Origin of the sequence: Chromobacterium aquaticum (assembly GCF_021129195.1) — a bacterium.
Classification (GTDB): Bacteria; Pseudomonadota; Gammaproteobacteria; order Burkholderiales; family Chromobacteriaceae; genus Chromobacterium; species Chromobacterium aquaticum.
The window spans coordinates 38,316-46,540 of the sequence record NZ_JAJOHW010000102.1 but is presented as its reverse complement, the minus strand read 5'-3'; the positions used below and the strand labels follow the sequence as shown (position 1 = coordinate 46,540).

Annotated in this window: 8 protein-coding genes; all 8 read right to left on the bottom strand. The window is 62.2% G+C overall.

The window, feature by feature from the left end:
- Positions 1 to 305: biotin/lipoyl-containing protein (locus tag LQT98_RS16280; protein WP_231463555.1), on the bottom strand; the 305-nt coding region annotated here is incomplete at its 3' end.
- 52 nt (positions 306 to 357) lie between these two features.
- A complete protein-coding gene (locus LQT98_RS16275; RefSeq protein ID WP_048411384.1) occupies positions 358 to 3,186 on the bottom strand; it encodes a 2-oxoglutarate dehydrogenase E1 component in 2,829 nt (942 codons plus the stop codon).
- 198 nt (positions 3,187 to 3,384) lie between these two features.
- Entirely contained in the window at positions 3,385 to 4,677 is a 1,293-nt protein-coding gene (gene gltA / locus LQT98_RS16270) for a citrate synthase (protein WP_048411383.1), read from the bottom strand.
- 53 nt (positions 4,678 to 4,730) lie between these two features.
- On the bottom strand, positions 4,731 to 4,979 hold the full coding sequence (locus LQT98_RS16265) for an FAD assembly factor SdhE (protein ID WP_048411382.1): 249 nt from the start codon (positions 4,977 to 4,979) through the stop codon (positions 4,731 to 4,733).
- Positions 4,976 to 5,686, bottom strand: a complete 711-nt coding sequence (locus tag LQT98_RS16260; protein ID WP_048411381.1) for a succinate dehydrogenase iron-sulfur subunit — start codon at positions 5,684 to 5,686, stop codon at positions 4,976 to 4,978. The genes LQT98_RS16265 and LQT98_RS16260 overlap by 4 nt, the downstream gene beginning before the upstream one ends.
- A 13-nt stretch (positions 5,687 to 5,699) precedes the next feature.
- Positions 5,700 to 7,472 (bottom strand): succinate dehydrogenase flavoprotein subunit, encoded by a 1,773-nt coding sequence (gene sdhA / locus LQT98_RS16255; RefSeq protein WP_048411380.1) that lies wholly within the window; start codon positions 7,470 to 7,472, stop codon positions 5,700 to 5,702.
- Entirely contained in the window at positions 7,472 to 7,816 is a 345-nt protein-coding gene (gene sdhD / locus LQT98_RS16250; RefSeq protein ID WP_231463553.1) for a succinate dehydrogenase, hydrophobic membrane anchor protein, read from the bottom strand. Before sdhD ends, sdhA begins: the two co-directional genes overlap by 1 nt.
- Positions 7,810 to 8,184: a succinate dehydrogenase, cytochrome b556 subunit gene (gene sdhC / locus LQT98_RS16245; RefSeq protein WP_048411378.1), complete on the bottom strand. Its 375-nt coding sequence runs from the start codon at positions 8,182 to 8,184 to the stop codon at positions 7,810 to 7,812. Before sdhC ends, sdhD begins: the two co-directional genes overlap by 7 nt.
- Positions 8,185 to 8,225: the final 41 nt, after the last annotated feature.

Here is an 8,225-nt window from a genome sequence, read left to right as displayed (position 1 = left end):
GCGGGTGCCGGGGCGGCGGCAGGAGCCGGAGCGGCTGCAGCGGCCGGAGCCACGTCACCGGCCTTGGCGGCGGTGTCGATCTTGGCGATCAGTTGGCCGGACACCACGGTGGCGCCGTCTTCCACGATGATTTCAACGATCACGCCTGCCTGGGGCGCCGGCAGTTCCAGCACCACCTTGTCGGTTTCCAGGTCGATCAGGTTCTCGTCGCGGCTGACGGCTTGGCCAACCTTCTTGTGCCAGCTCATCAGCGTGGCTTCGGATACGGACTCGGGCAGTTGCGGGACGGTGACTTCAATCAGCATGTTCTTCTCCATGTAGAGGCAGCCCTCCGGCTGCCTCGAACTCATTCAGTGGTTATTTGGCGACCGACATGGCTTCTTCAACGAAAGCCTTGAGTTGGGCGACGTGTTTGCTCATATAGCCTACGGCCGGGGAAGCGGACGACGGACGACCGGCGAAGGACAGCGACTGCTTGGCGCCCAACAGGCCTTCCAGACGATGGCGGATCTGATACCAGGCACCCTGGTTGCGCGGCTCTTCCTGCACCCACATCACTTCGCGAGCCTGCGGGAAGCGCGCCAGTTCGGCGGCCACTTGCTCGGTCGGGAACGGATACAGCTGCTCGATGCGCACGATGGCGATATCGTCCTCCAGGCCGCGCTCCTTGCGGGCGGCGGCGAGGTCGTAATACACCTGGCCGGCGCACAGCAGCACGCGCTTGACCTTCTTGGCATCCTGCACCACCGCGTCGCCGATCACCGGGCGGAAGCTGCCATTGGTGAACGCTTCGATCGGGCTCATCGAATCCTTGAAGCGCAGCAGGCGCTTGGACAGGAAGATGACCAGCGGCTTGCGATACGGGCGCAGCACCTGGCGACGCAGCATGTGGAACATCTGCGAGGCTTCGGACGGCATCACCACCTGCATATTGTGCTCGGCGCACAGTTGCAGCCAACGCTCCAGGCGCGCGGACGAGTGTTCCGGGCCCTGGCCGTCGTAGCCGTGCGGCAGGATGGTGGTCAGGCCGCACAGACGGCCCCACTTGGTCTCGCCGGAGGAAATGAACTGGTCGATGGCCACCTGGGCGCCGTTGGCGAAGTCGCCGAACTGGGCTTCCCAGATCACCAACTGATCCGGAGCGGAACAGGCATAGCCGTATTCATAGGCCAGCACCGCTTCTTCGTTCAGGATGGAGTCGATCACCAGGAAATCGGCCTGGTTGTCGGACATATTGCGCAGCGGCACATAGCTGCCCTGGTCCCAGCTCTCGCGGTTCTGGTCGTGCAGCACCGAATGGCGGTGGGAGAAGGTGCCGCGGCCGGAGTCTTCGCCGGACAGGCGCACGCCGAAGCCGTTGGTCACCAGGCTGGCGTAAGCCAGGGTCTCGGCCATGCCCCAGTCCGCGTTCTGCTCACCGGCGGCCATCGCCTTGCGCGCGGTCAGCACTTTCTGCACCGTCGGGTGCAGCTTGAAGCCTTCCGGCAGCGAGGTGAACTTGTCGGTCAGGCGCTGGATGTCGGCCTGCGGCAGCGAGGTGTCGGTCGGATGCGCCCAGTGGGTGCCCAGGTACTGGCTGAAGTCCAGCGCGTGTTCGCGCTTGTAATTGGTCAGCGCGGTCTGCTCTACGTGCTCGCCCTTGTCCAGCGCGTCGCGGTAGGCCTGGATCTGCGCGTCGGTTTCTTCCGCCTTCAGCACGCCTTCCTGCACCAGGCGCTCGGCGTACATCGCGCGCACGCCCTGATGCTTGGCGATCTTCTTGTACATCATCGGCTGGGTCAGGAACGGGTCGTCGCCCTCGTTGTGGCCCAATTTGCGATAGCACACCAGATCGATGACCACGTCCTTCTTGAAGGTCATCCGGTAGTCCAGCGCGGCCTGCATCACATAGCAGACGGCTTCCGGATCATCGCCGTTGACGTGGAAGATCGGCGCTTCGATCATCTTGGCCACGTCGGTGCAATACATGGTGGAGCGGATGTCGCGGGTGTCCGAGGTGGTGAAGCCCACTTGGTTGTTGATCACGATGTGTATCGTGCCACCGGTGCCGTAGCCGCGGGTCTGCGACAGGTTGAAAGTGCCCTGGTTGACGCCCAGGCCGCCAAAGGCGGAGTCGCCGTGGATCAATACCGGCACCGCGGTCTTGCGTTCCGCGTCCTTGCGGCGTTCCTGACGCGCGCGCACCGAGCCTTCCACCACCGGGTTGACGATTTCCAGGTGCGAGGGGTTGAACGCCAGCGACACATGCATCGGACCGTCGGCGGTCGGGATGTCGGAGGAGAAGCCCATGTGGTACTTCACGTCGCCGGAGGCCATTTGCTGGGCGGCCTTGCCTTCGAATTCAGCGAACAGATCGCGCGGCAGCTTGCCCAGGGTGTTGACCAGCACGTTCAGACGGCCGCGGTGGGCCATGCCGATGATCAGTTCCTGCACGCCCTGACCGGTGGCGTTCTGGATCAGGTGATCCAGCGCGGCGATGGCGGATTCGCCGCCTTCCAGCGAGAAGCGTTTCTGGCCGACGTATTTGGTGTGCAGATAGCGTTCCAGCGTCTCGGCGGCGGTGATCTGCTTCAGGATACGCTGCTTCTTGGCCGCGTCGTAACGCGGCGTGGACAGATCGCCCTCGAAGCGTTTTTGCACCCAATGCTTTTCATCCGACTTGGTGATGTGCATGTACTCGACGCCGATATTGCCGCAGTAGGTCTGCTTCAGGCGCGCCAGAATGTCGGACAGCGGCATTTTCTGCGGGCCCACCAGCGAGCCGGCGTTGAACTGCACCGCCATGTCGGCGCCGGTCAGGCCGTGGGTAGCCGGGTCCAGTTCGCGCACCAGTTCCTGATCCATGCGCTTCAAGGGGTCCAGGTTGGCCTGGCGGCTGCCCAGCACGCGGTAGGCGGAAATCAGTTTCAGCACCCCCACCTGCTTTTGCATGGTCTCCCATTCCGCCCCGCTGCTGGCGCGCTGGCCGGCGGCCGGCTTCTTGGCCAGCTGAATGAAGGATTCCTGGATCGGCATGTGCGGCACATCGCGTTCGGCAGCGCCGGGCGCTTGCGCCAGCTTGTCGAAATAGTCGCGCCACTCATTCGGAACGGAATTGGCGTCAGCGAGGTACTGTTCGTACAGCTCCTCGATGAACGGTGCATTCCCACCGAACAGGTAAGAATGGCTGTACATGGATTGCATCATGGGGCTACCCTTTGTCGTTTCTGTGCGGAATCCGGCCAGCTACGCCCTGGCGCGAACTCCCTGTTGCTGCATGGGGAAAACGCTATCGGAAAAACTTGTTGTTGTGCTTCCCATAACATTCTGCCCTTGACCGGCCCTGGCTTCGGGCCGGAAAAAAAGGCTGGCTGAAGCCCTGCTCCAGCCAACCCTCGTTCCTGCTTACTTGCGTTTCTCCACCGCAGTGAAGTCTCGGCGCGGAGCGCCGGTGTACAACTGGCGCGGGCGGCCGATCTTCATCGCCGGGTCGGAGATCATTTCGCTCCAGTGAGCGATCCAGCCCACGGTGCGGGCCAGCGCGAAGATCGGGGTGAACATCGACACCGGGATGCCGATCGCCGACAACACGATGCCGGAGTAGAAGTCCACGTTCGGGTACAGCTTGCGCTCGATGAAGTAGGGATCGGACAGCGCGATCTTTTCCAGTTCCATCGCCAGCTTGAACTTGGGATCGTTGTGCAGGCCCAGCTCGTTCAGCACTTCGTCGCAGGTCTGCTTCATGATGGAGGCGCGCGGGTCCATGTTCTTGTACACGCGGTGGCCGAAGCCCATCAGCTTGTAACGCTTGTCCTTCACGCCCTGCATGAAGTCGGCCACGTTCTCCACGCTGCCGATCTCGTCCAGCATCTTCAGCACGGCTTCGTTGGCGCCGCCATGGGACGGGCCCCACAGGCAGGCGATGCCGGCGGCGATACACGCGAACGGGTTGGCGCCGGAAGAGCCGGCCAGACGCACGGTGGAGGTGGAGGCGTTCTGCTCGTGGTCGGCGTGCAGGGTGAAGATGCGATCCAGCGCGCGCGCCAGCACCGGGTTCACCTTGTACTCTTCGCACGGAGTGGAGAACATCATGTGCAGGAAGTTTTCCGCGTAGGTCAGGCCGTTTTTCGGGTAGGAGAACGGCAGGCCCTTGTTGTAGCGGTAAGCTTGCGCGGCGATGGTCGGCAGCTTGGCCACCAGGCGATGCGCGGAAATGCGGCGATGCTCAGGATTGGAGATGTCCAGCGAGTCATGGTAGAAGGCGGACAGCGCGCCCACCACGCCCACCATCACCGCCATCGGGTGCGCGTCGCGGCGGAAGCCCTTGAACAGGCTCATCAGCTGATCATGCAGCATATTATGACGCATGATGCCCCTCTCGAAGTCCTTGCGCTGCGCCGCGGTCGGCAGTTCGCCGTTCAGCAGCAGGTAGCAGACTTCCAGATAGTCGCTCTTCTCGGCGAGCTGCTCGATCGGGTAGCCGCGGTAGTAGAGCTGGCCCAGGTCGCCGTCGATGAAGGTGATGCCGGACTCGCAGCTGGCGGTGGCCAGGAAACCCGGGTCAAACGTGAACATGCCGGTTTTGGAAAAGGTGCGGATGTCGACAACATCCGGCCCCAAAGTGCCACTCTGGACCGGCAGATCCAGAGTGTCCTTACCCTCGTTGTATGTGAGCGTTACTTTGCGATCAGTTTCCACAGCAATACTCCCAGTCGGTTTATGGTCGTTGTAATTGGGGTGATGCACAGCCGTCAGAGCGAGCGGAGGATCGCCACGATGGCCATTTCTTCCGGATCGTCCAGATCGGCCTTGCCGCTGACGACATCCAGAAAATCGGTATCGGGCAAATCCAGCAACCGCCGATAAGCCTCAATCTCGACGGGGGTCAGCTGATCGAAGGGACCGGCGAAGAATTTCTCCAGCACCAGGTCCAGTTCCAGCAAGCCCCGCCGCGACCGCCAACGGATCCGCTTGAGTTCAATCGGATCGTAGGCGCTCATACTGCACGCTTGACCATCAGGTCCTTGATCTTGCCAATCGCCTTGGTCGGGTTCAGGCCCTTAGGACACACGTCCACGCAGTTCATGATGGTGTGGCAGCGGAACAGACGATACGGGTCTTCCAGGTTGTCCAGGCGCTCCTTGGTGGCTTCGTCGCGGGTATCCGCGATGAAGCGATAGGCGGCCAACAAGCCGGCCGGACCGACGAACTTGTCCGGGTTCCACCAGAACGACGGGCAGGAGGTCGAGCAGCACGCGCACAGGATGCACTCGTACAAACCATCCAGCTCCTTGCGGTCTTCCGGCGACTGCTTGCGTTCGCGTTCCGGCGGCGGCGTGTCGTTGACCACATAGGGCTTGATCGAGTGGTACTGCTTGAAGAACTGGGTCATGTCCACGATCAGATCGCGGACCACCGGCAGGCCCGGCAGCGGACGCAGCTCGATCGGCTGTTTCAGATCACGGAAGTCGGTCAGGCAGGCCAGACCGTTCTTGCCGTTGATGTTCATCGCGTCGGAACCGCAGACGCCTTCGCGACAGGAGCGGCGGAAGCTCAGCGTGTCGTCCTTCACCTTCAGCTTGACCAGCGCGTCCAAGAGCTTGTGCTCGGTGGAGTTCATGTCCACGCTGATGTCCTGCATATACGGCTTGGCATCGGTTTCCGGGTTGTAGCGGTAGATGCGGAATTTGACGGTTTCGGTAGTCATCTTGATGGCACCCTTAGTAGGAGCGGGTCTTCAGCGCGATCGTATCGACCGACAGCGGCTTCAGATTGACCGGCTTGTAGTCCAGACGGTTGGCTTCGCGATACCACAGCGTGTGCTTCAGCCAGTTCTTGTCGTCGCGGCCGTTCGGGGTTTCCTCGGTGTCCTTGGCATCGTCGCGCACATGGGCGCCACGGCTCTCGGTGCGGGCATTCGCCGAGATCATCGTGGCCTTGGCCACTTCGATCAGGTTCTCCAGCTCCAGCGCCTCGATGCGGGCGGTGTTGAAGACATTGGACTTGTCGGAGATTTCGGTGCGCTGCACCATCTTCTCCACTTCCAGAATCTTCTCCACGCCTTCGGCCAGCATGTCCTTGAAGCGGAACACGCCGCAGTGCGCCTGCATGGTGCGCTGCATCGCCTCGCGCGCGTCATTGACTTGCACACCGCCGGTCTGAGTGTTCAGGCGCTCGACGCGGGCGACGGAGCGCTCGACATCGGCCAGCGCCAGTTCCGGCAGATCCTCCGGATGCTGCTTGATGTACTCGATCATCGAGTTGGCCGAGCTCTTGCCGAATACCAGCAAGTCCAGCAGCGAGTTGGTGCCCAGGCGGTTGGCGCCGTGCACCGACGCGCACGCGCATTCGCCAGCGGCGTAGAAGCCCTGCACTTTTTCGCCATGCACCACCACTTCGCCGTGGTAGTTGGTGGGAATGCCGCCCATCTGGTAATGGCAGGTCGGCACCACCGGAATCGGGGCCTTGATCGGGTCCACGCCGGCGAACTTGATCGAGATCTCGCGGATGCCCGGCAACTTGGACATGATCACTTCCGGATCCAGGTGGGTGATGTCCAACAGCACGTGATCCTTGTTCGGGCCACAGCCGCGGCCTTCGTTGATCTCGGTCACCATCGCGCGCGACACCACGTCGCGGGACGCCAGGTCCTTGGCGTTGGGCGCGTAGCGCTCCATGAAGCGCTCGCCCTGCGCGTTGCGCAGAATGCCGCCTTCGCCGCGCACGCCTTCGGTGATCAACACGCCGGCGCCGGCCACGCCGGTCGGGTGGAACTGCCAGAACTCCATGTCTTCCAGCGGGATGCCGGCGCGGGAGGCCATGCCCAGGCCGTCGCCGGTATTGATGAAGGCATTGGTGGACGAGGAGAAGATGCGGCCGGCGCCGCCGGTGGCGAACAAGGTGGCCTTGGCCTGGAACACGACGATTTCCGAGGTTTCCATTTCCATGGCGATCACGCCCTGGACATTGCCTTCGGCATCGCGGATCAGATCCAGCGCCATCCATTCAACGAAGAAATGGGTGTTGGCACGCACATTGCGCTGGTACAGCGCGTGCAGCATGGCGTGACCGGTGCGGTCGGCGGCGGCGCAGGCGCGGCGCACCGGCTTCTCGCCGAAATTCGACATATGGCCGCCGAACGGGCGCTGGTAAATGGTGCCGTCGGCGTTGCGGTCGAACGGCATGCCGAAGTGCTCCAGCTCCACCACCACCTTGGGCGCTTCGCGGCACATGAATTCGATGGCGTCCTGGTCGCCCAGCCAGTCCGACCCCTTGACGGTGTCGTACATATGCCAGTGCCAATGATCTTCCTCGGAGTTGCCGAGCGAAGCGGACACGCCGCCCTGGGCGGCCACGGTGTGGGAACGGGTCGGGAACACCTTGGACAGCACCGCTGTCTTCAGGCCGGCCTCGGACAATTGCAGGGCCGCGCGCATGCCTGCTCCGCCTGCCCCAACGATAACGGCGTCGAAATGACGAACAGGAATACCCATTACAGCCCCCAGACCACTTTAACGGAATAGATAAAACAGGAAACCAGCCAGACGATGGTGAACACATGCAGCGCCAGACGGGTGCCCGCCGGCTTCACGTAATCCATCCACAGATCGCGGATGCCCACCCAGACGTGCAGGAACAGCGCGGTCAGGGTCACTTGGGTCAGCACCTGCACCCAGACCTGGCCGAAGAACGCTTTCCAGCCTTCGTAGCCGGACGGCATGGTCAGCAGGAACAAAGCCAAAGCCACGGTATAGATCAGCATGATCACCGCGGTCACGCGCTGCATAATCCAATCGCGCAGACCATAGCCGGCGCCGACGACATTGCGATTTACCATAGAGCGACTCCCAGAACCACGGTCAGCGCCAGGCTGACGGCCACGACGGTCTTGGCGGTGGCGCGGGCGGTTTGCAATTCGAGGCCCTTGTGAATATCAAGGAACAGGAAACGGATACCGGCACAGAAGTGGTGCATATAAGCCCACAACAGGCCCAGCAGCACCAGCTTCATCAGCGGGTGGCCGACCACGGCGCGGTAGGTTTCGAACGATTCGGCCGAACTCAGCGAACCGTGCAGCAGGTAAATCAACAGTGGGAGAGAAAAGAACAGCGCAACACCGCTGATCCGGTGCAAGATCGAGACGATGCCGGGAATCGGCAATCTGATCTTGGCCAGATCCAGGTGCTTTGGACGTTGCTTCTGCATATGGCTTCCTTGGATGTTTTTAGAACCAAGAGGTTACACAA

Bases quoted from the DNA above. Each gene is read 5' to 3' on its own strand.
- LQT98_RS16275 (WP_048411384.1), bottom strand. From the start codon at position 3,186: ATGATGCAATCCATGTACAGCCATTCTTACCTGTTCGGTGGGAATGCA.
- LQT98_RS16265 (WP_048411382.1), bottom strand. From the start codon at position 4,979: ATGAGCGCCTACGATCCGATTGAACTCAAGCGGATCCGTTGGCGGTCG.
- LQT98_RS16260 (WP_048411381.1), bottom strand. From the start codon at position 5,686: ATGACTACCGAAACCGTCAAATTCCGCATCTACCGCTACAACCCGGAA.
- sdhA (WP_048411380.1), bottom strand. From the start codon at position 7,472: ATGGGTATTCCTGTTCGTCATTTCGACGCCGTTATCGTTGGGGCAGGC.
- sdhD (WP_231463553.1), bottom strand. From the start codon at position 7,816: ATGGTAAATCGCAATGTCGTCGGCGCCGGCTATGGTCTGCGCGATTGG.
- sdhC (WP_048411378.1), bottom strand. From the start codon at position 8,184: ATGCAGAAGCAACGTCCAAAGCACCTGGATCTGGCCAAGATCAGATTG.